Annotated in this window: 19 protein-coding genes; 13 read left to right on the top strand and 6 right to left on the bottom strand. The window is 61.0% G+C overall.

Annotation, left to right across the window (positions count from 1 at the left end; translation table 11 throughout):
- The first annotated feature begins 49 nt into the window (after positions 1 to 49).
- From CFBP6623_RS16010 to CFBP6623_RS16000, 3 genes are read left to right on the top strand one after another with little or no spacing between them, the layout of a single operon-like run.
- Positions 50 to 814, top strand: a complete 765-nt coding sequence (locus CFBP6623_RS16010) for an ImuA family protein (RefSeq protein ID WP_062654461.1) — start codon at positions 50 to 52, stop codon at positions 812 to 814.
- A complete protein-coding gene (locus CFBP6623_RS16005) occupies positions 729 to 2,246 on the top strand; it encodes a Y-family DNA polymerase (protein ID WP_046800878.1) in 1,518 nt (505 codons plus the stop codon). Before CFBP6623_RS16010 ends, CFBP6623_RS16005 begins: the two co-directional genes overlap by 86 nt.
- Positions 2,243 to 5,518, top strand: coding sequence for an error-prone DNA polymerase (locus CFBP6623_RS16000; protein ID WP_046800879.1), 3,276 nt, complete (start codon positions 2,243 to 2,245; stop codon positions 5,516 to 5,518). Before CFBP6623_RS16005 ends, CFBP6623_RS16000 begins: the two co-directional genes overlap by 4 nt.
- Before the next feature lie 14 nt (positions 5,519 to 5,532).
- Here CFBP6623_RS16000 and CFBP6623_RS15995 read toward each other — a convergent pair whose 3' ends face one another.
- Positions 5,533 to 6,171 (bottom strand): class I SAM-dependent methyltransferase, encoded by a 639-nt coding sequence (locus tag CFBP6623_RS15995; RefSeq protein WP_046800880.1) that lies wholly within the window; start codon positions 6,169 to 6,171, stop codon positions 5,533 to 5,535.
- An 83-nt stretch (positions 6,172 to 6,254) separates the two neighbouring features.
- Positions 6,255 to 7,193 (bottom strand): AraC family transcriptional regulator, encoded by a 939-nt coding sequence (locus CFBP6623_RS15990; RefSeq protein ID WP_046800881.1) that lies wholly within the window; start codon positions 7,191 to 7,193, stop codon positions 6,255 to 6,257.
- Between the two features lie 182 nt (positions 7,194 to 7,375).
- On the opposite strand from CFBP6623_RS15990, the gene CFBP6623_RS15985 reads away from it, so the two are divergent.
- Positions 7,376 to 8,593, top strand: coding sequence for an MFS transporter (locus tag CFBP6623_RS15985; protein WP_046800882.1), 1,218 nt, complete (start codon positions 7,376 to 7,378; stop codon positions 8,591 to 8,593).
- Positions 8,594 to 8,719: 126 nt separating this feature from the next.
- Here the strand turns inward: CFBP6623_RS15985 and zigA are convergent, their stop codons facing one another.
- Entirely contained in the window at positions 8,720 to 9,925 is a 1,206-nt protein-coding gene (gene zigA, locus CFBP6623_RS15980; protein ID WP_046800883.1) for a zinc metallochaperone GTPase ZigA, read from the bottom strand.
- Between the two features lie 417 nt (positions 9,926 to 10,342).
- Between zigA and aztA the strand changes: the two genes are divergently transcribed.
- The 9 genes from aztA (at position 10,343) to CFBP6623_RS15935 (ending at position 19,657) form a co-directional block, all read left to right on the top strand.
- A complete protein-coding gene (gene aztA, locus CFBP6623_RS15975; protein WP_046800884.1) occupies positions 10,343 to 11,185 on the top strand; it encodes a zinc ABC transporter ATP-binding protein AztA in 843 nt (280 codons plus the stop codon).
- On the top strand, positions 11,178 to 12,044 hold the full coding sequence (gene aztB, locus CFBP6623_RS15970) for a zinc ABC transporter permease AztB (RefSeq protein ID WP_046801100.1): 867 nt from the start codon (positions 11,178 to 11,180) through the stop codon (positions 12,042 to 12,044). The genes aztA and aztB overlap by 8 nt, the downstream gene beginning before the upstream one ends.
- A 29-nt stretch (positions 12,045 to 12,073) precedes the next feature.
- A complete protein-coding gene (gene aztC, locus CFBP6623_RS15965) occupies positions 12,074 to 13,099 on the top strand; it encodes a zinc ABC transporter substrate-binding protein AztC (RefSeq protein WP_046800885.1) in 1,026 nt (341 codons plus the stop codon).
- 389 nt (positions 13,100 to 13,488) lie between these two features.
- Positions 13,489 to 14,181 (top strand): FadR/GntR family transcriptional regulator, encoded by a 693-nt coding sequence (locus CFBP6623_RS15960; protein ID WP_046800886.1) that lies wholly within the window; start codon positions 13,489 to 13,491, stop codon positions 14,179 to 14,181.
- Positions 14,178 to 15,350, top strand: coding sequence for a PLP-dependent transferase (locus tag CFBP6623_RS15955; RefSeq protein WP_046800887.1), 1,173 nt, complete (start codon positions 14,178 to 14,180; stop codon positions 15,348 to 15,350). Before CFBP6623_RS15960 ends, CFBP6623_RS15955 begins: the two co-directional genes overlap by 4 nt.
- A gap of 38 nt (positions 15,351 to 15,388) precedes the next feature.
- Positions 15,389 to 16,648, top strand: coding sequence for an ABC transporter substrate-binding protein (locus tag CFBP6623_RS15950; RefSeq protein ID WP_046800888.1), 1,260 nt, complete (start codon positions 15,389 to 15,391; stop codon positions 16,646 to 16,648).
- A gap of 149 nt (positions 16,649 to 16,797) precedes the next feature.
- Positions 16,798 to 17,742 carry a carbohydrate ABC transporter permease gene (locus CFBP6623_RS15945; RefSeq protein ID WP_046801101.1) on the top strand — a complete coding sequence of 315 codons (945 nt, stop codon included), beginning with the start codon at positions 16,798 to 16,800 and terminating at the stop codon, positions 17,740 to 17,742.
- A gap of 3 nt (positions 17,743 to 17,745) precedes the next feature.
- Positions 17,746 to 18,576: a carbohydrate ABC transporter permease gene (locus CFBP6623_RS15940; RefSeq protein WP_046800889.1), complete on the top strand. Its 831-nt coding sequence runs from the start codon at positions 17,746 to 17,748 to the stop codon at positions 18,574 to 18,576.
- A 4-nt stretch (positions 18,577 to 18,580) separates the two neighbouring features.
- Positions 18,581 to 19,657 carry an ABC transporter ATP-binding protein gene (locus CFBP6623_RS15935; protein WP_046800890.1) on the top strand — a complete coding sequence of 359 codons (1,077 nt, stop codon included), beginning with the start codon at positions 18,581 to 18,583 and terminating at the stop codon, positions 19,655 to 19,657.
- Positions 19,658 to 20,091: 434 nt separating this feature from the next.
- Here the strand turns inward: CFBP6623_RS15935 and CFBP6623_RS15930 are convergent, their stop codons facing one another.
- Genes CFBP6623_RS15930 through CFBP6623_RS15920 form a run of 3 tightly spaced genes read right to left on the bottom strand, consistent with a single transcriptional unit; the run spans position 20,092 to position 22,812 of the window.
- Entirely contained in the window at positions 20,092 to 21,090 is a 999-nt protein-coding gene (locus CFBP6623_RS15930; protein ID WP_046800891.1) for an ABC transporter ATP-binding protein, read from the bottom strand.
- A 12-nt stretch (positions 21,091 to 21,102) separates the two neighbouring features.
- A complete protein-coding gene (locus tag CFBP6623_RS15925) occupies positions 21,103 to 21,927 on the bottom strand; it encodes a carbohydrate ABC transporter permease (RefSeq protein WP_046800892.1) in 825 nt (274 codons plus the stop codon).
- A gap of 12 nt (positions 21,928 to 21,939) precedes the next feature.
- Positions 21,940 to 22,812, bottom strand: a complete 873-nt coding sequence (locus tag CFBP6623_RS15920) for a carbohydrate ABC transporter permease (protein ID WP_046800893.1) — start codon at positions 22,810 to 22,812, stop codon at positions 21,940 to 21,942.
- Between the last annotated feature and the right edge of the window lie 140 nt (positions 22,813 to 22,952).

Genomic DNA, 22,952 nt, shown 5'->3' with positions numbered 1-22,952 from the left:
AAAACAAGAACAGTAAGATTAAAAATCCGGAATTGAAACCCGTCATGCCATGCAAAAGCGCGCGGACCAGTTGCTCGTTGTCGAAGAGCTGCGTGAAAGGCTGGAAAGGATCGGTAACGGCCCTCATCGCCTGCACGAGAGCTTGCCTTTCGGCGTGGATGCCATCGACCATCACCTGCCGGGAGGCGGGCTGAAGCTCGGTTGCCTGCATGAGGTGAGCGGCGGCGGCAATGGCGCTGCCGATGGTGCGGCGGCAGCGTTGTTTGCAGCCGGTGTGGCGGCACGGCTTTCCGGCAAGGTTTTATGGTGTGTCACCCGGCGGGATCTGTTCATGCCGGGCCTGACACAGGCCGGCCTGTCGCAGAACCGGCTCATCATCGTTGAATGCCGCGATGAGAAAGGCGTGCTCGACTGTTTTGAGGAGGGTTTGCGCTGCAATGGTTTCGGCGCGGTGATGGGCGAATTGGCGAAACTGCCGATGAATGCCTCGCGGCGGCTGCAACTGGCAGCGGAAACCTCAGGGGTTACCGGCATCGCCATCCGCCGCTTCCGGCGTGCGGCCGATGCGGCGCTGTTCGGTGAGCCGACGGCGGCGGTGACCCGCTGGCGCATTTCCGTGCGGCCTTCATCACCCCTGCCGGTGCCGGGGGTGGGCAGGCCGCGCTGGTTGCTGGAGCTTTTGCGATGTCGCGGCGGCGAAAGTGCCGAATTTGAAGTGGAAGCCTGTGATGCAAAGGGTCGTCTCGCTCTACCTGCCGACATGGCCGACGGATCGTTTCCGGCGTCTTTCGGGCAAGGACGCGCCGCCGGTTGAAAAGCCGCTGGTCATGATTGGTCGTCAGGGCAGCCGCCGGCTGGTGCTGGCGCTCGACAAGGCGGCAAAGGCGGCGGGTATCCGGCCGGGCACGCCGGTCAGCAAGGCGCAGGCGCTGGTGCCGGGTCTTCTCGTGGAAGATATGGATACGGCTGGTGATGCCCGCGCCCTGCAGCAGCTGGCCTTTCATTTCCTGCGCATCTATGCCCCCATCGTCGCTGCCGACCCGCCGGACGGGCTGGTGCTGGACACGGCGGGTGCGGACCATCTGCACGGCAATGAGACGCTGATGCTGAGCGGCATGGTCAACCGCCTGCATGCCGCAGGCTTTGCCGCCCGCGCCGCCATTGCCGATAGCTGGGGCGCGGCCCATGCGCTGGCGCGTTTTAGCCGTGAGGCGATCAGCATCGTGCCGCCGGGCGGGCAGCGTGCGGCGATCAGCGGCTTGCCGCTTGCTGCGCTCAGGCTGGAGGAACGCATCGTTTCCGGGCTGAAGGTGCTCGGTTTTCGCAGCATCGGCGAGCTTGCCGAAGCCCCGCGCGCGCCGCTGACCCTGCGTTTCGGCCCCGAGCTCGTCCGCCGTCTTTCCCAGGCGCTCGGGGAGATCGGCGAACCCATCGAACCGGTGCGGGTGGCTGAACTGGTGGAGGTGCGGCGCGCATTTCCCGAGCCGATTGCTGCGGCGGAGACGATTGCCCGTTATAGCCAAAAGCTGGTTATAGGCCTTTGCGCCGCGCTGGAAAGGCGCGGCCTCGGCGCGCGCCGTGTCGATCTGGTGCTGCACCGGGTGGATAGCGGCCTGCAGGCGGTGCGGGCCGGCACCTCCAGACCGGTGCGCGATGTCAAACAGCTTGTCCGGCTTCTGACTGATCGTATCGACACCATCGATCCCGGTTTCGGCATCGAGATGATGGTGCTGACCGCCACCCATACCGAGCCGCTTGTCGCCGCGCAGGCCCGATCCTCGCTTCTGGAGGAAGGCCGTGCGGACATCGCCGATACGGTCGATGTCATCCTCAATCGTGGTCATAAGGTCTATCGTTATGCGGCGGTGGCAAGCGATGTGCCGGAACGCTCCCTTGCTTCAGTTGCGGCGCTTGCGCCTGAGGATACGCTCGGCTGGCCCGGCCACTGGCCACGCCCGGTCAGGCTGTTTGCAAGGCCGGAACCCATCGAGACGCTGGCGCTGCTGCCGGACCATCCGCCGCGTTATTTCCTCTGGAAAGGCGTGCGCCACAATGTGCGCCGCGCCGACGGGCCGGAGCGGGTGTTCGGCGAATGGTGGAAACGCGACCGGGAAAAAGCCGCCGTGCGCGATTATTTCATGGTGGAAAACGAAAGCGGCGAGCGCTTCTGGATTTTCCGCTCCGGTGACGGCGAACATGCCGAAACGGGCTCGCAGGGCTGGTTCATCCACGGGGTTTTCGCATGAGCGCGCCGCATTATGCCGAATTGCAGGTGACCACGCATTTTTCCTTCCTGCGCGGAGCGAGTTCCTGTGAAGAGCTTTTCGAACAGGCCAAAAATCTCGGCATCGAGGCGCTCGGCATTGCCGACCGCAACAGCCTTGCGGGCATTCCCCGCGCTTATGAAGCCGCCAATAATCATGGTATCCGCCTCATCATCGGCTGCCGGCTCGATCTGGATGACGATTTTTCCGTGCTCGTCTACCCCATGGATCGCCCGGCTTACGGGCGGCTTTGCCGGCTGCTTTCCGTCGGCAAGAAAAGGGGTGGCAAGGGCAAATGCCGGCTGGCATGGGATGATCTCGTGACCTATGGCGAAGGCCTGATTGTCGTGTTGCTCGCTGACCTCGCGGATGATCTCTGCGCACTGCGGCTGCGACGTCTCAAAGCTGCTTTTGCCGACAGGGCCTATATGGCACTCAGCCTCCGAAGACGCCCCAACGACCAGATGCGGCTTTTCGAACTCTCGAACATGGCATTAGCCGCGGGTGTGCCGACCGTGGTGACCAATGACGTGCTGTTTCATGTGCCCGAGCGGCGCATGCTGCAGGATGTCGTCACCTGCATCCGGCACAATTGCACCATCGACGAGGCGGGTTTCCGGCGCGAGCGCCATGCCGACCGCTATATGAAACCGCCGGAAGAGATGCACCGGCTGTTTGCCCGTTACCCTGAAGCGCTCTCCCGCAGCCTTGAAATTGCGAAACGCTGCAAATTTTCGCTGAAGGAACTGGTCTACCAATATCCAGAGGAACGCACCCTGCCGGGGCTGACGGCGCAGCAGGCGCTGGAGAAGATGGTCTGGGAAGCGGTGCCGGATCGTTATCCGCATGGTGCGCCGGAAAAGGTAGAAAGGGCGCTGCATCATGAACTTGGCCTGATCGGAAGGCTGGAATATGCCCCCTATTTCCTGACGGTGAACGCCATTGTTCGCCATGCGCGCTCATTGGATATTCTCTGCCAGGGACGCGGCTCGGCAGCCAATTCGGTTGTCTGCTACGTGCTCGGCATCACCGCCATTGATCCCCTCAAGGTCGATCTTCTGTTTGAACGTTTCGTTTCGGAAGAACGGCGCGAACCGCCTGACATCGATGTGGATTTCGAACATCAGCGGCGTGAGGAGGTCATCCAGTGGGTTTATGATACCTATGGTCGCGACAAGGCCGCACTGTGTTCGGTCGTCACCCGTTATCGCGGGCGTGGGGCGTTGCGCGATGTCGGCAAGGTTCTGGGCCTGCCGGAAGACTTGACGAAACTCCTCTCGTCGCAGGTCTGGCGCTGGAGCGAGGGGGTGGGTGAAAAGCAGGTGAAGGAACTGAACCTCAATATGGAGGATCGCCGCCTGCAACTCGCTTTCGAGCTGGCCAACCAGCTTGTCGGCACACCGCGCCATCACAGCCAGCATCCGGGCGGCTTCGTTCTGACCCATGACCGGCTGGACGAGCTGGTGCCGATCGAACCCGCCGCCATGGATGATCGCCAGATCATCGAATGGGACAAGGACGATATCGATGTCGTGAAGTTCATGAAGATGGATTGCCTGGCACTTGGCATGCTTTCCTGCATGAAGCGCGGCTTCAACATGCTGGAGGAGCGGTATGGGGAGAAATACGATCTCACTTCCATGCCGGATGATGATGCGGCAACCTTCAAAATGATCCAGAAGGCCGATACGCTTGGCACCTTCCAGATTGAAAGCCGGGCGCAGATGTCGATGCTGCCACGCCTGAAGCCCGCAAAATTCTATGACCTCGTCATTCAGGTCGCCATTGTTCGCCCCGGCCCCATTCAGGGTGATATGGTACATCCATATTTGCGACGTCGTGACAAAAAAGAGGCGGAACATTATCCCAAAGAGGAGCTGAGAGGCGTGCTCGGCAAGACACTGGGCGTGCCGCTGTTTCAGGAACAGGCTATGCGCGTCGCCATCGAATGCGCCGGATTTTCACCCGGCAAGGCGGATCAGTTGCGCCGCGCCATGGCAACCTTCAAGAATGTCGGCACCATTTCCAAATTCAGGCAGGATCTGATCGACGGCATGGTGGAGCGCGGTTATGAGCAGGAATTCGCCGAACGCATCTTCAAGCAGCTGGAAGGCTTCGGCAGTTATGGTTTTCCCGAAAGCCATGCGGCTTCCTTCGCGCTGATTGCTTACGCCTCTTCATGGCTGAAGTGCCATCATCCCGATATTTTCTGTACCGCGCTTCTCAATTCGCAGCCGATGGGGTTTTACGCCCCGGCGCAGATCGTGCGTGATGCGCGTGATCATGGCGTCGAGGTGCGCCCGGTCTGCGTCAATAACAGCCGCTTCGATTGTACGCTGGAGCCTACGGGCAAGAAGAATGGCAAGGGTGAGGAGCGTTTTGCCGTGCGGCTTGGCCTGCGTCTGGTGAAGGGGCTTTCCAACAAACATGCCGCCAATATCGTTGCCGGCCGGCAGGATCGGGTGTTTGCGTCGGTGGATGATCTGTGGCGCAGGGCCGGCGTTCCTGCCGCCGCCCTTGTCTGTCTCGCCGAAGCCGATGCCTTTCTGCCGTCGCTTTCGCTTGCCAGACGCGAGGCGCTGTGGGCCATCAAGGCCTTGCGGGATGAGCCGCTGCCGCTTTTCGCCGCCGCTGCCATCAGGGAAAATGCCGTTATCGAAGAGCTTCAGGAACCCTCCGTTGCGCTCCGCCCCATGACTGACGGTGGCGAGGTGGTGCAGGATTACGGCCATGTGGGGCTGACGCTGCGCGAACACCCCATGACCTTCCTGCGTCGCGATCTTTCCCGCCGCCGCATCGTCACCTGTGCGGAGGCGGTGCGCGTTCGGGATGGCACATGGCTGGAAACGGCCGGTCTGGTGCTGGTGCGCCAGCGCCCCGGTTCGGCAAAGGGCGTGATCTTCATGACGCTGGAAGACGAGACGGGCATTGCCAATGCGGTGCTGTGGGTCAAAACCTTCGAAAAATACCGCCGCGTGGTACTGTCCGCCGGCATGGTCGGCATTTACGGCAAGATCCAGCGGGAAGGTGAGGTGGTGCATCTGGTCGCCCACCGGCTGACCGATCTGTCGGAGGCGTTGGCAAGCGTGGGCGAGCGCAACCACGCCTTTCCTCTGCCGCATGGGCGTGGTGACGAGTTCCATCACGGCATGCCGCCGGATGATCACCGCGTCATCAGGAAACGCCCGCCGCCCGCCGACCATGATGACGATGCGGTCGAGCGGATAAAGGTCATTTCGCGCAATTTCCACTGAGAGGGCGGCTCGGCTCACCTCTTGCGCGCCACGATGTAAGGGCGGTTGTCATGGCCCTTCGTTGCGTGAATTTCCGTTGCCAGAATGTCGAAACCACTGGCGCTTATATGCCGGCCAAGCTCGGCGGCGTTGAACACGCCGGCATAGGGCGCCTTGCCGATTGCCCGCATCACCGGCAGGATAAGGCGGATAAGCGGGTTCATATCGCCGACACAAGGGGTCTTGGTGATGAGCAGGCCGTGCGGGGCAAGCAGGGCGTGAATGTGCCGCAGCGTGCCGGGCAGGTCGCGGACCAGATGAAGATAGTTGAAACCCAGCACCGCGTTGAACTGCATGTCGCCGGGCACAAGCGCTTCCGCAGTCGTTACGCTGAAGGTGAGGTTGTGGAAAGAGCCGGTGGCTTGTTTTCTCTCCTCGGCGATTGCGATCATGGCGGCGGAAATATCCGTCGCAAGATAGTCTTTGACGCCGCCTGCCAGCCGGATCGCCGTTGTCCCGGTGCCGCAGCCCAGTTCCAGTATGCTGTCGTCGGGTTTCAGCAGGGCGCGGGTCCGCTCCAGCGTGCGCGCATATCCAGCCTCGTCTGAAATTCTGCCTTTCGCATATTTCCGTGCTGACCGGTTCCAGAAACGGGCGTCGTCGGCCATGCTCATGGTGGATGCTCCCCGGACGGCGCCCTTCCGCTTCAGGCGGATCTGTTCTTACACAGTATCCTTACCCGTTTTGTCTGAAGCTTTTAAGCCGCATCCTCCAGCCCGGCCGCGTCCTTCCGGCGGAACTGGCTGGGTGGCGCGCCGAGCACCCGTTTGAAGGCGCGGCTGAAGGAGGCTTCGGAATCGTAACCGAGCTTTTCCGCCGCCAGCGTCACGCGCATGCCTTCGCGCAGCCATAGCCGCGCCTGATGCATGCGCACGCGTACCACATAACGGGCCGGGCTTTCACCCACTATGCGGGTGAAACGTTCCGCGAAACTGGAGCGGGATGCGCCCATCAGCGAGGCAAGCTCCTCCACGCTCCAGTCCTTTTCCGGGCTGAGGTGGATGGCGGCCAGCACCCGCCCGAGTTCTGGATTGCGCACGGCGGCCAGCCAGCCGCTGGAATCGCCGCAGCCATATTCCACCCAGGTGCGGATCAGGGTCGCGGTCAGCACATCGGCAAGCCTTGCGAGAATGCCGCCGGCGCCGACGCGGTTCAGCTCCACTTCGCGCGCCATGGCTTCCAGCAGGTGGGGAATGGCCGGATCGCTTTTGGCCAGATCGCTGGTCAACATCACATCCGGCATCAGCTGCAACAGAGGGTGCAGATTATCCATGTTGAAACGCATGGAAGCGGTAAAGGCCACGGTATCGCCGCCGGCGCTGGCGCATTGCATGTCGAAAATGCCCTGGCAGACTTCCTTTTTGCCGAAACGGTCAAAGGGCGAGGGCGTCACATTCTCACCGCTGGCAAGCACATGGGCATGCCCGCGCGGCAGAAGCACGGCATCGCCGCATTTCAGCATCAGCCATTCACCGGAAGGTTTTCGCAGTTTCGCCTGGCCGACACCGATGAAATGAAACCGCGCCGCTTCCTGTTCGGGAAAGGCAGTCGCCCAGGGGGTGGCCATGCGGCAGCGGCCATATTCCACGCCGTCAAGCCTCAGACCTCGCAGCATTTCCGTCAGGGCATCATTCATGGCATCTCGCAAATTCGGACGATTGGTTAAGGAATACGGATTTTCTAGCATGGAAACGCCGGGATGTCACGCATAGCTTATGATCATCGATTTGCGGGCGCTGAACCGGCCTCCCAGCGGTTTCATCGTTATTGCCTTTCCATTTCAGGGCGCATTCTGACCATGCGCATCAGGAGATTTTCATGAATAACCGGACCATAAACGAACTCGAATATGTGCCGCGCAGAAAAGAGCCGGATGCGAAGTGGGCCGCCGTGGTTTCGCTTTCTCTCGGCGTCTTCGGGCTGGTGACGGCGGAATTTCTGCCGGTCAGCCTTCTGACGCCGCTATCGCAAGATCTTGCCATCAGCTCCGGTATTGCCGGGCAATCCATCACCGTCACTGCGCTGGTTGCGGCGGTTGCCGGCCCCGGTGTCGTCATTGGCACACGCGGCATCGACCGCCGCTGGACACTTCTCGGGCTGACCACGCTGCTGATCATTTCCAGCACGCTTGCCGCCTTTGCCAACGGGCTTTTCATGCTGTTCGCATCGCGCGTTCTGCTCGGCATCGGCCTTGGCGGTTTCTGGGCAATGTCGGCGGCGCTGGCGTTGAGACTCGTGCCGCTCGATAAGATGCCGCGCGCCATGGCCATCATCCTCACGGGGGTTTCGGTCGCTACCGTCTGCGCCGCACCTGTGGGCGCGTGGATCGGCGCGACGCTCGGCTGGCGTTCTGCCTTCGTGGTTGCAGGTGTGCTCGGTGTCATCGCACTTGCCGTGCAGCTGCTCACCATTCCGTCTCTGCCGCCGGCCGGCGCACCCGGTCTCTCCACCATGTTCCGGCTGTTGCAGCGGCCGCAGGTCCGGATCGGCCTCCTGACGACGCTGTTCATCGTTGCGGGTCACTTTGCCGGCTTCACCTATGTTCGCCCGTTCCTGGAGGACGTGCCGCAGCTCGGCGTTGAGGCGATTTCCCTCGTTCTTCTGGTCTATGGTATCGGCGGCTTTTTCGGCAATCTGTTCGGCGGTTTCCTTGCCGAGAGGAACACGGCATGGGCGGTGACCTTCGCCGCCACGCTGATTGCCGCTTCGGCCTCCACTCTGGTGATTGCCGGCGCATCTCCCGTCGTTGCGGGTGTCGCCATCGCTTCCTGGGGTTTTGCCTTCGGCGCGCTTCCGGTCAGCGTCCAGAGCTTCATCACCCGGGTCGCTTCCGATGAGGCGGAAAGCGCCGGTGCGCTGCTGCTCACCACCTTCCAGATCGCCATTTCCAGCGGCGCGGTTCTGGGCGGCCTGCTGATCGATCTGCAGGGGGCGACGATGGTCTTCGTCTTTGTGGCGATTGCCGCGCTTCTCGGCGCATCGCTCATGGCGTCGCGCCGTGGTGTGGTGCCGCAGGTCGAGGCGTCGCAGGGATAAGAACCCGGCCAAACAAAAAGGCCCGCATCCGTGCGGGCCTCCGGATAAGAGCCGCGTAATGCGGCTCTTTTTTTGTCGGGTGAGGGGCAGGGGGAACCGGATGTCCAGTGCGTCGCCCCGGCCCGGTTAAGCGGCCTGTCTGTCCCAGTTGGCGAAGGGGTCCGGCAGGTGCCGCCACGCATCCGGCGTGAAGGCTTCGGTGTCGATCAGGCAGGCGTCGAGCTGGGCGCGGATGCGGGCCTCGCTCATCGGGTCGGAACCGATGAAGACGATTTCCTGTCGCCTGTCACCAAAGACCGGGTCGAGATAGGGCTTCATCATGTCGAGAAACTGTTTTTCACGCGGCCATTGCTCCTTCGGCACGGCGGACCACCAGAGGCCCATCTTGCCGGTGCGGACCAATGCGCCCGCCTGGCTGATCTCGCCGACATAACGCGGCCGTGTCGCCAGCCAGAAGAAGCCCTTGGCGCGCACCACCCCCGGCCATGCGCGATCGATAAAGCGCTGGAACAGCACGGGGTCGAATGGCTTTTTGGCGCGGTAAACGAAGGAACGGATGCCATATTCCTCGGTTTCGGGAATGTGGTCCTTGAAGCCGTGCAGTTCCTTGAACCACAGGGGATGTTCTTCGGCCCTGGCGAAATCGAAGCGACCGGTGCCGAGCACCTCCTTCAGTTCCACCCTGCCGAAATCCGCCTCGATGAGTTTCGCATCCGGGTTCAGTCCGACGATGATCTTGCGGGCCGCATCCCGCTCCTCGGGCGTGGCGGTGCCGATCTTGTTGAGGACGACGACATCGGCAAATTCGATCTGCTCGACCAGAAGGTCGACGATGGTGCGATTGTCGCCATCACCCGCCGTTTCGCCCCGGTCGGCCAGAAAATCGGACGAACCGTAGTCATTGAGGAGATTGGCGGCATCCACCACCGTCACCATCGTATCCAGCTGCGCGACATCCGACAGGCTGCGGCCGTTCTCGTCACGGAAATCGAAGGTGGCGGCCACGGGAAGCGGCTCGGCGATGCCGGTGGATTCAATCAGCAGATAATCGAAGCGACCCTGTTCGGCGAGCGCACGGACCTCGGTCAAGAGGTCGTCGCGCAGTGTGCAACAGATGCAGCCATTGGTCATTTCCACCAGCTGTTCCTCGGTGCGCGAGAGATTGGCGCCGCCATCCCGCACCAGCGCCGCATCGATATTGATTTCGCTCATATCGTTGACGATCAACGCCACGCGCAGGCCATCGCGATTGGCGAGGATGTGGTTGAGAAGGGTGGTTTTGCCAGCGCCTAAAAAGCCGGAGAGGACGGTGACGGGGAGTTTTTTCGACATTGGGACCTCGTTTTATAGCAACGGTCGCGTGGACGTCATGGCGGCCACGCAGGCGATCTGAAAACGATGCGGCTTACTGCTACATTGTTTTTGGATATGTAACGTAATAACATTACATGCATGCATTGTGTCAACAGGTGGTAGAAAAATTGCGTGCCGGGTCGGTCGGGCAGCTGCTCGCGCGGATAAGTAAAAAGCGCCATCTTCTCCACACTCAACGTCACCCTCGGGCTCGACCCGAGGATCCACAACCGGTGTGGCCATGGACCCTCGGGTCAAGCCCGAGGGTGACGCCGAGTGTGGAGCACAGTTCACCTTTTCCGATAGTTAATGTTATTTCATTACATATTCGTTTGACGAATGTAATAACATTACATATCAAGGGCCATCGAATGAAACCCCGCCCAGGAGGGATCGATGAGCGATCCGTGCCTCACCTTCACAAATCTGACGCTTGGATATGCCGGCCGCGCAGCCGTGCATCATCTGGATGGCGATATCACCAAGGGATCGCTCACGGCGGTTGTCGGCGCCAATGGCTCGGGAAAATCGACGCTGATGAAGGGTATCGCCGGTATCTTGAAACCACTCGGTGGTGAATGCCGGATCAGTTCAGGCATTTCCGTCGCCTATCTGCCGCAGCAGTCGGAACTCGACCGGTCGTTCCCGGCTCAGGTGCGCGATCTCGTTGCGCTGGGTCTCTGGCCGAAACGCGGCCTGCTTGGTCGTCACCGTTCCCAAGACAAAGCGGCGATGGGGCGGGTGATGGAAGCGGTCGGGCTTTCCGGTTTTGAAAAACGCAATATCGACTCGCTTTCCGGCGGCCAGATGCAACGTGCCCTGTTTGCCCGCGCCATGTTGCAGGATGCGCAGTTGATCCTGCTGGATGAACCCTTCAATGCCGTCGATGAGCGCACCGTCACCGATCTTCTGGTGCTGATCAAGGCATGGGTTGCGGAAGGGCGCACGGTGCTCGCCGTCCTCCACGACCATCAGCTGGTGCGACAGCATTTTCCCCAGACCCTGTTCCTCGCGCGACGTCTCGTGGGCCTCGGCCCGACAGCCGATGTCCTGAAGCCGGAGAACATGCGCCAAGCGCGGCATTTCCACGAGGCATGGGAGGAAAATGCACCGTGGTGTGCGCCGGGCGATGCGCTGGTGACCAATACGCCAACGACCCATGCGCTCGATGTCGGGCCGCGGGCGGCGTCATCCCATTCCCACCTCCACTCCCACGCAAATTCGAATGCCCATGGCTGATTTCTTCATCGAACCCTTTGTTCAATATGTCTTCATGCAGCGGGCGCTTGCCGGCGCCTTGATCCTTGCCATCAGCTGCGGGCCGGTCGGGGTGTTCCTGATGCTGCGCCGCATGAGCCTTACGGGCGATGCCATGTCGCACGCCATCCTGCCGGGAGCGGCCGTCGGCTTTCTGTTTTACGGGCTGGAAATCCTGCCGATGACGATCGGCGGGCTGGTGGTCGGCCTTATGGTGGCGCTGGGCGCCGGCGCGGTATCGCGTTTCACCGTCCAGAAGGAAGATGCCTCGCTTGCCGCCTTTTATCTGATTTCACTGGCGCTTGGCGTGCTGCTCGTTTCATGGCGCGGCTCCAGCGTCGATCTCATGCATGTGTTGTTCGGCACCGTTCTGGCGCTGAACAACGAGGCGCTTGGCCTCATCAGCGGCATCTGCATCGTGACGCTGGTGGTGATGATCACTTTCTGGCGGGCGCTTCTGGCGGAATGCCTCGATCCCCTGTTCCTGCGCTCGGTCAGCAACTGGGGCAGCCCGGTGCATTTCCTCTTCCTTGCCATCGTCGTGCTCAATCTGGTCGGCGGCTTTCAGGCGCTCGGAACGCTGCTTTCGGTGGGCCTGATGATGTTGCCCGCCGCTGCCAGCCGTTTCTGGTCCAACCGCGTGGCGCCCATGTGCTTCATCTCGATCGGCATCGGCATGGTGTCCTGCTTTGCCGGCCTCATCCTGTCCTATCACGCGTCGCTGCCCTCAGGCCCGGCGATCATCCTGTCCGCGGGCGTCATCTACGCGCTTTCCATTCTCGTCGGCACGCGCGGCGTGCTCGGCGATCTTCTCGGTTCCGGCCGCCACAGAACGGCCTGAAAACAGCGTTCGAAAAAAGGAGAACCTTCATGTTCAGAACCTTCCGTCTTGCCACCTGCGCAAGCCTTCTTACCCTCTCCCCGGTCCTGATGGCCCAGGCGTCCGCCGCCGAATTAAAGGTCGTGGCCAGCTTCTCGATCATCGCCGATTTCGCCAAAAATGTCGGCGGTGACCGCGTCGAGATCACGACGCTGGTCGGTCCGGATGGCGATGCGCATGTTTATGAGCCACGTCCGGCCGATGCCGTTGCCGTCAGCAAGGCTGGCGTCGTGCTGGTCAATGGCCTGGAATTTGAAGGCTTCCTGAAACGGCTGATCGACACCAGCGGCACCAAGGCGCCTGTCGTTGAACTGACCAAGGGTGTCGAACCGCTGAAGCTTTCCGAAGAACCGGCCGGCCATGCCCATCCGGAAGCGGAAGAAGAGGAAGGCCACGACCACAAGGCGGGAGAAGCCGGCCACAGCCAGGAGACCGCCGAGGCCCATGATCACGACCACGGCCATGAAGGTCACCATCACCACGGTGAATTCGACCCGCATGCCTGGCAGTCGATCAAGAACGCCGAAATATACGTGAAGAACATTGCCGGCGCATTTTGCGAAGTCGACAAGGCCGGTTGCGCCACATACACCGCCAATTCCGATGCCTATATCGCCAAGCTTGCCGCCCTGAATGAAAAGGTGAAGACCGAGATTGCCGCCATCCCGCCGGAAAAGCGCGTCATCATCACCTCACATGATGCCTTCGGTTATTTCGAGCACGCTTATGGACTGAACTTCCTTGCGCCCGAGGGCATCTCAACGGAATCCGAAGCTTCGGCCGCCGATGTCGCCAAGCTCGTGGATCAGGTCAAACACGACAAGGCATCGGCGATCTTCGTCGAAAACATCACCGACAAGCGACTGATCGACCAGATCGCCAGCGAAACTGGCCTTAAGGTTGGCGGCACGCTCTATTCCGACGCGCTTTCCACCGCCGATGGTCCGGCCGCGACCTATATCGACATGATCAACCACAATATCCAGACCATCAAGGCAGCGGTTCTGACGCAGTAAATTGCGTGAGCTCAATGAATCAAAGGAGGGTGGCTCAAGGCCACCCTCTGCCTTTTGTTGAACCTTTCCCTGCACGCGGCGTCATGCTCGGGCCTGTCCCGAGGATCCACACACGTCTCGTTTAGTCGAGACGGAGCAGATGCTCGGGACAGGCCCGAGCATGACGAAAGAGAGGCTTTCGGCCTTTGTCATCCACGTCGTGCTGGCAATCTTCGCCTTTTTGCGATCCGCTGAAATTTCCCCCCGCACCTCCAATACGAACGAGCATGGGCAGCGATCTTCCCGGTGCACGTCTCGCGTTGCCCGTTGACAATCGATCGACCCTTTGAAATGGTAAGATGTCAGACCAATTTAGAGGGTACGTCTTGGACAGGTCCAGCCGGGAACTGATGCAGCCCATTCCGCCGAGCGACCGCGTGCGCCAGGTCGAGGCAGCGCTTTCCGACTATGTGGAGCGGGCCGGGCTGAAGGCCGGGGAGCGGCTGCCGGCCGAGCGGGAGCTTATGGCGGCGCTGGGTGTCGGGCGGTCCACCATCCGCGAAGTCATCCGTAAATTCCAGGCGCTCGGCGTCATCGACAGCCGCAAGGGCAGCGGCAATTATCTGCTGAAGCCGATTTCCGCCGCCACCGTGCATATGCCGATTTCCATCGATGCCGAAAGCCTGCGTGATGCGCTGCTGATGACGCTGGAAGTGCGGCGTGGCATCGAGGTGGAGGCCTCCATGGCCGCTGCGCGCCGCCGCACGGCAGATGATATCGCCACGATGGAAGCGCGGCTTGATGAGATGGAGCGGGTGCATCTGGCCGAGGGAACCTCCGGCAAGGCCGACCTTGCCTTCCATCTGTCGATTTACGACGCCACCCACAATACGCTGTTCAAGCAGCTTCTGGAGCAGATGCGCGAAGGTTTCGAACGTTTCTGGTCGAAACCCTTCGACCGCCCGGATTTCGCCGGCCGCTCCTTCCCCTTTCACCGCACGCTGTTCAACGCCATCGCCGCCGGCGATGCGGAGACCGCCCGTGAAGAAACACTGAAAATCCTCGCCGTCGTCGAGGAGGATATCAAGGACATGTCGAAATGAACCATGGCAACGATCTCTTCGATCCCGCCTCATTTATCGTTGCGCATGACGAGGCCCACGCCTTCGAGGCCGTGGTGCCGCCCATCGTGCAGACCTCGCTTTTCACCTTTTCCAGCTATGACGAAATGGTTTCCACCTATCGCGGCGAAAAGGTGCGGCCGGTCTATACGCGCGGGCTGAACCCCACTGTGCGGCTGTTTGAGGAGATGCTGGCGAAGCTCGAAGGGGCCGAAGATGCGCTCGGTTTTGCAAGCGGCATGTCGGCCATTTCCTCCACCGTGCTCTCCTTCGTTTCGCCGGGCGACCGGATCGTCGCCGTTCGCCATGTCTATCCCGATGCGTTCCGTCTGTTCGGCGCCTTCATGCAGCGCATGAATATCGAGGTGGTCTATGTCGACGGCCGTGATGAAGCGGCGGTTGAAAAGGCGATGCCGGGCGCGAAGCTGTTCTACATGGAAAGCCCGACGAGCTGGGTGATGGAGGCGCATGATGTCGGCGCGCTGGCGGCCATCGGCAAGCGGCATGGTGCCGTCATCGTCATCGACAATTCCTGGGCAAGCCCGGTCTTCCAGCAGCCGATTTCGCTCGGCGTCGATCTGGTCGTGCATTCGGCGTCGAAATATCTCGGCGGTCACAGCGATGTGGTCTCCGGCGTGGTGGCGGGATCGAAGGCGATGATCGACCGCATCCGGGCGGAGACCTATCCCTATCTCGGCGGCAAGATGTCGCCTTTCGATGCCTGGCTGCTCATTCGCGGGCTTCGCACCCTGCCGCTGCGCATGAAGGCGCATCAGGCCTCGGCGCTTGAGATCGCAACGCGCCTGCAGGCGCTGGATGTAGTGGAGAAAGTCTGCCATCCGGGGCTGGCGAACCGCCTGCCGCCCGGCCTTAACGGCACGTCGGGCCTGTTTTCCTTCATCTTCAAGGAAGGGGTGGATGTGCGCGCTTTTGCCGACCGCCTCAAGCTTTTCAAACTGGGTGTTTCCTGGGGCGGGCATGAAAGCCTTATCGTCCCCGGCGAAGTGGTGCTCGAACAGAAGGCGCAGCCAAACTCCGCCCACACCTTCGGCATCAGCGCGCGTTCGGTGCGCCTGCATGTCGGGCTGGAGGGCACGGAAGCCCTCTGGAACGATCTCGAACCCGCGATCAAGGCGGCCTCCGCCGCCTGACGTGTTTTTAAACTGACGACAAAAAAGGGGAGAACGACATGAAAAAACTGGTAACAGCAGCAATCTTCACCGCCCTGATGACCGGAACGGCGCTGGCGGACACGACCTTGAAGCTGGTGGAAGTCATCACCAGCCCGGAACGCACCGAAACGCTGAAGGGTATCGTTTCGAAATTCGAGGCTGCCAATCCCGGCACCAAGGTGGAAATCATCTCTCTGCCGTGGAGCGAAGCTTTCCAGAAATTCGCCACCATGGTCTCGGCCGGCGATGTGCCTGATGTGATGGAAATGCCCGACACATGGCTGTCGCTCTACGCCAATAATGGCATGCTCGAAAGCCTTGAGCCTTACCTCGCCAAGTGGGAACACACCGCGGGCCTGAGCGAGCGCACGCTGGAACTCGGCCGTGACGTGAAGGACACGGCCTATATGCTGCCCTATGGTTTCTACCTGCGCGCCATGTTCTACAACAAGAAGCTGCTGGCCGAAGCCGGCGTGAAGGAGCCGCCGAAGACGCTCGACGAATTCGCCGATGCTTCCAAGAAGGTCGCGGCACTTCCCGGCAAATACGGTTATTGCCTTCGCGGCGGCCCGGGTGGCCTCAACGGCTGGGTCATGTTCGGCGCATCCATGGCCGGCTCGAACGAGTTCTTCACCAAGGAAGGCACCTCCACCTTCGACAGCCCCGGCTGGGTGAAGGGCCTGACCTATGTGGTCGATCTCTACAAGAACGGCCTGGCGCCGAAGGACAGCGTCAACTGGGGCTTCAACGAGATCGTCGCCGGCTTTTATTCCGGCACCTGCGCCTTCCTCGATCAGGACCCGGATGCGCTGATCGCCATTGCCCAGCGCATGAAGCCGGAAGATTTCGGCATCATGACCATGCCCAAGGGACCTGACGGCAAGACCTTCCCGACGATTGGTTTTGCAGGCTGGTCGATGATGTCGAAATCCGAAAACAAGAACCTGTCCTGGAAGCTGATCGAGACGCTCGAAGGGCCGGAAGGCAATATCGAGTGGAACAAGAAGACCGGTGCGCTGCCGGTGCACAAGTCGGCGGAGAAGGACCCCTTCTATGCCAGCGAGCAGTTCAAGGGCTGGTTCGACGAGCTGGCGGACAAGAACGCCGTGCCGACAACGATGCCGACCTATCTTGAGGAATTCGCCTTCTTCAAGGATTCGCTCGTGATCAAGACATCGCAGGAAGCGTTGCTCGGCGATATCACGCCGGAAGACCTCGCCAAGCAATGGGCTGAGTACATGACCAAGGCGCAGCAGAAGTTCCTGGCCTCGAAGTAACGACATTGACCGGCCGTGCGGGCGAAAATGCCCGTGCGGCGGTCTTGCCGGCCTTCGCTGCGACAGGCCTTTTCCTCGCAATTTTTCGGATCGGCCGGCCGAAAGGCTGGAAACCCATCCGTTCCGTCGTCCGATCAGGGAGCGATACAATGTCCTATGCCCATGGCGCCGGGCCGGTGGCCGCGCGCAAACCGGCTGGCAAGCCCGCAATGCGGCGCTTTGCCGACTGGGCCGAACCCTGGCTCTACAGCGCGCCTGTGCTTGTGCTCATCGTCGCCGTCATGCTGGTGCCGCTGGTGCTTGGCCTGTCTTATGCCTTTCGCGATGTGCAACTGCTCAATCCGTTTTCCGGCGGTTTCGTTGGCCTGAAACATCTGGAGGCGCTGTCGCAGGACACGGCCTTTTACCGGGCGTTGAAAAATACGCTGTGGTGGACCGGCGCTTCCGTCTTCCTGCAATTCTTCTTCGGTCTCATTCTGGCGCTGCTGCTGGACAAGCCCTTTGCGGGCAGGGGGCTGGCGCAGGCGCTGGTGTTCCTGCCATGGGCCGTGCCGACCTTCCTTGCCGGTCTCAACTGGGCCTGGCTGTTCAACCCGGTCATCGGGCCGTTGCCACACTGGATGGTGTCGCTCGGGCTGTTATCCGCACCCAACAATATTCTCGCCGATCCGCAGCTTGCCATGTGGGGGCCGATCATCGCCAATGTCTGGTGGGGCATTCCCTTCTTCGCCATTACCCTGTTGGCCGCGCTTCAGGCTATCCCGCGCGATCTTTACGAGGCGGCGGAAATCGACGGCGCGAACCCGCTGCAGCGCTTCACCTCCATCACCCTGCCATTCCTGGCGCCCACCATCGCCATCACCATCCTGTTGCGCACCGTCTGGATCGCCAATTTCGCCGATCTCATCATCGTCATGACCAATGGCGGGCCGGCCGACCGCACGCAGATCGTCGCCAGCTACATCTTCACCCAGGCCTTCCGGCGTCTGGATTTCGGTTATGCCTCGGCCATTGCGCTGGTGCTTCTGGTGCTGCTGCTCGCCTATTCCATGCTGATCGTGCTTTTGCGCCAGCGCCTGATCGAGAAGGACTGACCGATGACATCAAGGATATTTCTCACCCTTGCCCATCGTCTGGCGATCCTCGCATACATCGCCTTCGCGCTTTTCCCGCTGTTCTGGCTGCTCAAGGTGTCCGTGACGCCGAATGACCTGCTTTATAGCGAAGGCGTCAGGATGTGGCCATCGCGGGCGACATGGGATCACTATCGTTTCGTCATAGAAAACAGTGCTTTCCCGACGTTTTTTAAGAACAGCGTCATCGTCGCCGGCTCAACGGCGCTTGCCGTAACGGTACTCTCCTCGCTGTCGGGTTATGCCCTGTCGCGATTCCGCTTCAAGGGCAAATACTGGATCATCGCCCTGATGCTGATCACCCAGATGTTCCCGCTGGTCATGCTGGTCGCGCCGATCTTCAAGATGCTGTCGCCGCTCGGCCTCACCAACAGCCTGACGGGCCTCGTCATCGTCTATACGGCCTTCAACGTGCCCTTTGCTACCTTCCTCATGCAGTCGTTCTTCGATGGCATTCCGAAGGATCTGGAAGAGGCGGCGATGATCGACGGGGCGAGCCGGTTTACGGCCTTCCGCCAGATCATCCTGCCGCTGACATTGCCGGGCATTGCCGCCACGCTCGGCTTCGTCTTCACCGCCGCGTGGAGTGAACTTCTGTTTGCGCTGATGCTGATTTCCGGCAACCAGAGCGCCACATTCCCGGTTGGCCTTCTGACCTTCGTTTCGAAATTTTCCGTCGATTTCGGGCAGATGATGGCGGCGGGCGTTCTGGCGCTCATACCGGCCTGCCTCTTCTTCCTGCTCATTCAACGTTATCTCGTGCAGGGCCTGACGGCCGGCGCGGTGAAAGGATAATCCCATGGCTTCCATCGAGCTGAAGAATGTCGGCAAGACCTATGGCGACCTCGCCGTGCTGCATGGCGTCGATCTTGATATCAGGGATGGCGAGTTCATCGTCCTCGTCGGTCCCTCCGGTTGCGGAAAATCGACGCTGCTGCGCATGATCGCCGGGCTTGAAGAGATAACATCCGGCGACCTGTCCATCGACGGCGAACGCGTCAATGATCGCCGGCCGAAGGATCGCGATATCGCCATGGTGTTCCAGTCCTATGCGCTCTATCCGCATATGAGCGTCGCCGACAATATGAGCTATAGCCTGCGCCTGCGCCGCAGCACCAAGGAAACCATCGCGGCGGCGGTGGCAGGTGCTTCGGCAAAGCTCGGCCTCGATCCCTATCTCGCCCGTCGCCCGAAGGCGCTCTCCGGCGGCCAGCGCCAGCGCGTCGCCATGGGCCGCGCCATCGTGCGCCAGCCGAAAGCCTTCCTGTTCGATGAACCGCTCTCCAACCTCGATGCCCGGCTTCGCGAGCAGATGCGCGCCGAAATCAAGCGCATGCATGCCGATCTCGGCGCGACCTCGGTATACGTCACCCATGACCAGATCGAGGCGATGACGCTCGCCTCGCGTATCGTCGCCATGAATGCCGGCCATGTGCAGCAGATCGGCGCGCCACTTGATCTCTACGACCGTCCCGCCAATCTTTTCGTCGCCGGTTTCATCGGTTCGCCGGGCATGAATTTCCTCGAAGGACGGCTGCAACGGGAGAATGGCGGCAGTTTCGTCGTGCTGGGTGACGGCACGCGCCTCGCGCTCGGCCGTGATGTGAAGCTTGCCGATGGCGAGCCGGTTACGCTCGGCATCCGCCCGGAACATGTCACCGTCTCACCCGCCGAAAGCAGCGTCGAGGCGACGGTGGATCTCGTCGAACCGACCGGCCTCGGCGTTATCCTGCACCTCACCGTGCATGGATTGCCCTTCAAGCTGTTCTCGTCGGACCGGGCATTGTTGCAGCCGGGCAAGTCCCTGCGGGTCGGTTTCCCGCAGGAAAGGCTGCATGTCTTCGACAGGAATGGCGTCAGGATCGGGGAGGCGTGAGGTTTGGCATAGTACTCGGCGGGAGGGTTTCCTGTGCCGTTGTATGCCCCCTCCGTCATTTTGGCTAAAGCCGGAACGACGAAAAGCTGGAGACGTTGAGAACCTTCGCAAACGCGCCAACCGTGGCATCAGATTGCCCTTCGGTCGTCTATTGTGGAGGCTCCGGCTGGAAGTGAGCTTTCACAAGATTTTCCATTCACGCGGACCCGCAGGCGCGTGGGCTTACCGCCCTCTGCCCTGCCGGGCATCTCCCCCTCAAGGGGGGAGATCGGCAAGAGGCTCTTTCATCGCTTCACTCGCAAGCTTCGAGATGTGCGAGACTTTGCCGCAGATCGATCTCCCCCCTTGAGGGGGAGATGCCCGGCAGGGCAGAGGGGGTAAGCCCACGCGCCTGCGGGTCCGCTGTGAATGAAAAACCTTGTGAAAGCCAGCACCTAGATCGCCCCACCCTTTTCATCGAACCTGTGGATCTTTGTCTCGTCCGGGGTGATGAAGACGGTATCGCCATGCCTGCATTCGAACTCGCCATCGGTCCTTGCGGTAATCGGGCCGATGCCTGACACCTCGAGATGCAGGAAGGTATCGGAGCCGAGATGTTCGGCGACGGTGACCTTGCCCTGCCACAGCCCGCTTTCTTTCGACAGCGCCAGATGCTCCGGTCGCACGCCGGCGGTGGCGGCGTTCTTGCTGCGGGCGAAGTCGCCGGTGATGAGGTTCATGCGCGGCGAGCCGATGAAGCCGGCGACGAAGAGGTTGGCGGGGGAGCGGTAAAGCTGCATCGGCGAACCGACCTGCTCGATATTGCCGCGGTTGAGGACGACGATCTTGTCGGCCATGGTCATGGCCTCCACCTGGTCGTGGGTGACGTAGATCATCGTCGTCTTCAGCGTGTTGTGCAGCTCGGAGATTTCCAGTCGCATGGTGCCGCGCAGCGCCGCATCAAGGTTGGAAAGCGGCTCGTCGAACAGGAAGGCTTTCGGTTCGCGCACGATGGCGCGGCCGATGGCGACACGCTGGCGCTGGCCGCCCGACAGCTGCGAGGGCCGGCGCTCGAGATAATCGGTGAGGTTCAGCACCCGGGCGGCATCCTCGACCTTTTTATCGATCACCGCCTTGTCGAGCTTGGCCATCTTCAGCGGGAAGGCGATGTTGTTCCTGACACTCATATGCGGATAAAGCGCATAGGACTGGAACACCATGGCAAGGCCGCGCTCGGCCGGCGCCTTTTCGGTGGCGTCATTGCCGTCGATGACGATCTTGCCGCCGGAGACGTCTTCCAGCCCGGCGATGAGGCGCAGAAGCGTCGACTTGCCGCAGCCTGAGGGACCGACGAAGACGACGAACTCGCCGTCGTTGATATCGAGGTCGATCGACGGGATGACTTTCGCCTCACCGAAGAGCTTGGACACGTTCTGAAGGGAAATGCTGCCCATGTTTGTCGTTCCTTATTTCACGGCGCCGAAGGTCAGGCCACGCACGAGTTGTTTCTGCGAGAACCAGCCGATGACGAGAATGGGGGCGATCGCCATCATCGAGGCGGCCGAGAGTTTTGCCCAGAACAGCCCCTGCGGTGAGGAGAAGGAGGCGATGAAGGCCGTCAGCGGCGCCGCATTGGTGGTCGTCAGCCGGATGGTCCAGAAGGATTCATTCCAGGCGAGGATGACGTTCAAAAGTAGCGTCGAGGCAATGCCGGGCACCGCCATCGGGGTGAGCACATGCACGATCTCGTTCCACAGCGATGCGCCATCCATGCGGGCGGCTTCCAGAATCTCGCCGGGGATTTCCCGGAAATAGGTGTAGAGCATCCACACGACGATCGGCAGGTTGATGAAGGTAAGCATGACGGTCAGCCCGATGCGGGTATCGAGCAGGCCGGCATTGCGGAAGATCAGGTAGATCGGCACCAGGACGGCGACGGCCGGCATCATCTTGGTGGAGAGCATCCACATCAAAATGTCCTTGGTGCGCTTGGTCGGTGAGAAGGCCATGGCCCAGGCGGCGGGAATGGCGATGATCAGCGCGATGATCGTCGAGCCGAGCGACAGCACCACCGAGTTCATGAACGGCTTGAAGTAATCGCGCTGGGTCTGAACCGTCACGTAATTCTCAAGCGTGCCCGAGGGAATGAGGCTGAAGCCGGCGATTGCCTCCGGCTCGGTCTTGATCGAGGTGAGGAAGGCGTAAAGGATCGGGAAGAACAGCAGGAGCGCCACGGCCCAGGCCGCGATGGAAAAGCCGATCTTCGCACGTGTGGTTGTCTTGCGGGCCATGATGTTTCCCCTTTACCGGTCGAGGTTCTTGCCGACGGCGCGCATCAGGAAGATGGCGACGATATTGGCGAGGATGACGGCGATGATGCCGCCGGCCGATGCGCCGCCGACGTCGTAGCCCAGAAGTGCCGTGCGATAGATGAGGAAGGCGAGGTTGGTCGAGGCATAACCCGGCCCGCCATTGGTGGTGACGAGGATTTCCGCGTAAACGCCGAGCAGGAAGATCGTCTGGATCAAAATGACGACGGTGATGGCGCGGGAAAGATGCGGCAGGGTCAGATAGACGAAGCGGTTGACGAAGTTGGCGCCATCCATCTCGGCGGCTTCCTTCTGTTCGCCATCGAGCGACTGCAGGGCGGTGAGCAGGATCAGGGTCGCAAACGGCAGCCATTGCCAGGCGACGATGATGATGATCGACAGCAGCGGAAACTGCGCGAACCAGTCGACCGGCTGCAGACCGAAGAAGCGCGAGAGATCGGCAAGCACGCCGTAACCGGGATGCATGATCATGTTCTTCCACACCAATGCGGCCACCGGCGGCATGACGAAGAAGGGCGAGATGATCATGATGCGCACGATGCCCTGGCCGAAAATGTCATTGTCGAGCAGGAGCGCAATGGCGATGCCGCCGATGACGGTGATCAACAGCACACCGCCGACGATCAGCAACGTGTTCCAGATCGACTGGAAGAAGGCCGGGTCGGTGTAGAAATACTGGTAATTGAACAGACCGGCAAAGCTGACATTGGCCGGGTTGAGGAGATTGTAGTTCTGGAACGAGAACCAGAGCGTCATCGCCAGAGGCACGATCATCCACACCAGCAATAACAGCACCGATGGCGCAAGCATCACCCGCGCAAGACCGCTCGTGTTTCGGGTTGCCATTGGTAGTCCCCTCCCTGACCGATAGCCGCGGCGTTGCCCGCCGGTGCAGCCGGATTTAACGATTGTCTTGGTGCATCGGGCAGAAAATCGTATTCGATTTTCGTGCGTAACGATGCGCAGATTAAAAGGGCTAGAGCGTC

It is taken from the genome of Agrobacterium tumefaciens, assembly GCF_005221385.1.
Lineage (GTDB): Bacteria > Pseudomonadota > Alphaproteobacteria > Rhizobiales > Rhizobiaceae > Agrobacterium > Agrobacterium tomkonis.
This window is presented reverse-complemented; position numbering and strand designations above follow the sequence as displayed.

Excerpts from the sequence above, each read along its gene's own strand:
- CFBP6623_RS16010 (WP_062654461.1), top strand. The coding sequence starts at position 50 with ATGCAAAAGCGCGCGGACCAGTTGCTCGTTGTCGAAGAGCTGCGTGAA.
- CFBP6623_RS16005 (WP_046800878.1), top strand. The coding sequence starts at position 729 with ATGCAAAGGGTCGTCTCGCTCTACCTGCCGACATGGCCGACGGATCGT.
- CFBP6623_RS16000 (WP_046800879.1), top strand. The coding sequence starts at position 2,243 with ATGAGCGCGCCGCATTATGCCGAATTGCAGGTGACCACGCATTTTTCC.
- CFBP6623_RS15995 (WP_046800880.1), bottom strand. The coding sequence starts at position 6,171 with ATGAGCATGGCCGACGACGCCCGTTTCTGGAACCGGTCAGCACGGAAA.
- CFBP6623_RS15990 (WP_046800881.1), bottom strand. The coding sequence starts at position 7,193 with ATGAATGATGCCCTGACGGAAATGCTGCGAGGTCTGAGGCTTGACGGC.
- CFBP6623_RS15985 (WP_046800882.1), top strand. The coding sequence starts at position 7,376 with ATGAATAACCGGACCATAAACGAACTCGAATATGTGCCGCGCAGAAAA.
- zigA (WP_046800883.1), bottom strand. The coding sequence starts at position 9,925 with ATGTCGAAAAAACTCCCCGTCACCGTCCTCTCCGGCTTTTTAGGCGCT.
- aztA (WP_046800884.1), top strand. The coding sequence starts at position 10,343 with ATGAGCGATCCGTGCCTCACCTTCACAAATCTGACGCTTGGATATGCC.
- aztB (WP_046801100.1), top strand. The coding sequence starts at position 11,178 with ATGGCTGATTTCTTCATCGAACCCTTTGTTCAATATGTCTTCATGCAG.
- aztC (WP_046800885.1), top strand. The coding sequence starts at position 12,074 with ATGTTCAGAACCTTCCGTCTTGCCACCTGCGCAAGCCTTCTTACCCTC.
- CFBP6623_RS15960 (WP_046800886.1), top strand. The coding sequence starts at position 13,489 with ATGCAGCCCATTCCGCCGAGCGACCGCGTGCGCCAGGTCGAGGCAGCG.
- CFBP6623_RS15955 (WP_046800887.1), top strand. The coding sequence starts at position 14,178 with ATGAACCATGGCAACGATCTCTTCGATCCCGCCTCATTTATCGTTGCG.
- CFBP6623_RS15950 (WP_046800888.1), top strand. The coding sequence starts at position 15,389 with ATGAAAAAACTGGTAACAGCAGCAATCTTCACCGCCCTGATGACCGGA.
- CFBP6623_RS15945 (WP_046801101.1), top strand. The coding sequence starts at position 16,798 with ATGTCCTATGCCCATGGCGCCGGGCCGGTGGCCGCGCGCAAACCGGCT.
- CFBP6623_RS15940 (WP_046800889.1), top strand. The coding sequence starts at position 17,746 with ATGACATCAAGGATATTTCTCACCCTTGCCCATCGTCTGGCGATCCTC.
- CFBP6623_RS15935 (WP_046800890.1), top strand. The coding sequence starts at position 18,581 with ATGGCTTCCATCGAGCTGAAGAATGTCGGCAAGACCTATGGCGACCTC.
- CFBP6623_RS15930 (WP_046800891.1), bottom strand. The coding sequence starts at position 21,090 with ATGGGCAGCATTTCCCTTCAGAACGTGTCCAAGCTCTTCGGTGAGGCG.
- CFBP6623_RS15925 (WP_046800892.1), bottom strand. The coding sequence starts at position 21,927 with ATGGCCCGCAAGACAACCACACGTGCGAAGATCGGCTTTTCCATCGCG.
- CFBP6623_RS15920 (WP_046800893.1), bottom strand. The coding sequence starts at position 22,812 with ATGGCAACCCGAAACACGAGCGGTCTTGCGCGGGTGATGCTTGCGCCA.